Source organism: Caldisericaceae bacterium, from assembly GCA_036574215.1.
Lineage (GTDB): Bacteria > Caldisericota > Caldisericia > Caldisericales > Caldisericaceae > Caldisericum.
This window is the reverse complement of record JAINCR010000053.1, coordinates 1-1611: the sequence shown is the minus strand read 5'-3', so window position 1 is coordinate 1611 and position 1611 is coordinate 1. Positions and strand designations below refer to the sequence as shown.

General features: G+C 37.1%; 1 protein-coding gene. It reads left to right on the top strand.

Features of this window, described 5'->3' with window-relative positions; all coding sequences use genetic code 11:
• Positions 1-1611, top strand: a 1611-nt coding sequence (locus K6343_03275; protein ID MEF3244990.1) for a hypothetical protein, incomplete at both ends; no start/stop codon positions are given.

The window sequence follows — 1611 nt, the reverse complement described above, 5'->3', positions numbered from 1 at the left end:
ATGCATTTATCCAAAAGTTTGATTCGGGAGGGAAGTTCCTTTCAAAAATAGGTGGCAATGCAACAAAAATACCTCAGCAAGATGGCACATTCCTTACCCCCGGAGGGTTTGCAGTAGACGGTGATGGTAATATTTTTGTAATTGATTCAGGTTATTTCTATAGTCCTGGGAATCCTTTTGGTTATCCTGTAGGAGTTAGATTAACCAAATTTGACTCTACTGGAAAATTCGTTGCTAAAAAAGATTATGATGTTAACGAAAAAGGTATACTAATGAACCCTTGGAGTGCCTGTGAAGATTCCAAAGGTAATATCTGGGTTACGAGTTGGACGAACTTCAATGATGCTGGGGAGGTTGATGTATTCACCCCTGATGGAAGATTTATAAAAGCAATTAGAGGAATAAGTGACCAAGAACCATTCAAGGCAATAGGAGGAATTGCTTCCGACGGTAAAGGAAATATTTATGTCGGTTTAGGTGATTATATTGCAAAGTTTGATGAGAATTTTAATTTTGTGGCTAAAATTGGTGAAAATAAAGTATCAAACGTTTTTCAAATTGTTGTTGATGCCCATGATAATATTTGGGCTGCAAGTAATGGGACACAATCCATTGTAGGCTTTAAGGGAGATGGCACTCTTATCAGTCAATTTTCTACGGCGCATGCACCTAACGGCCTTTATGTTGATACTGCAGGGAATTTTTATACGACAGCTACTGATACCAATGAGGTTTATGTTTACTCTTCAACGGGGAAATTGATAAAATCTTTTGGAGGAGGAGGTAGAAGCCTTGGCAAATTCTGGGTGCCTTATGGGATTATTGTTGACAAAGATGGGAATGTTTTAGTTTCTGATACTGAAAATGGAAGGATACAGGCTTTTAAGGCTAACACATTTGAACTGTTATGGTCAACTCCAAGAGAGTTTTATGAACCTACCATGCTTAATTGGACTAAAGACGGGAAACTACTTGTAGCTGATTGTTTCCATAATGTTGTCCATATTTTGAGCACTACTCCCCCAGCAATTCCTAAATACAACTTTAAGGTTACAACTTCTGCTTCTAAAATTGAAGTGAAGGCAGGTGGTTCTGCTAACTTCAATCTTGTTATTAAAAACCTCGGGAGTTCTAATGACTCATATTCAATAAAAGTAGAAAGTAAACTACCTTCAGATTGGAGTGTTTCTTCTATTCTTGATAAAGCCGACATTAAGGCTAATGGTCGAATCATAATCCCTGTAAGTGTTACAACTTCACCTTCTGCAATGCCTAAAGATGAAGGAAAAATAACTATCACTATAACATCTCAAGGGGATCCAAATCTTATTTCTACTATTGAAGTTACAGTTGCTATACCTGAAGCTCCCCCCGTAAATGTTTATTTAAAGGGAGAAAAAATAGCCCTTAACCAAACCTCTGTTGTTGAAATAACTACCGAAAAAGTTGAAGGATTATATGGCATATCAATTGTATTGAGCTATGATAAAGATGCTTTGAAAGTGGAAAAAGTAGAGGCAGGAGGTATTTTAGGGAACGATGCAATCTTCCTTGAAAACCATGAGAAAGCAGGCACTATTGTTATTGGTTACACTCTAAAAGGTAAAGTGA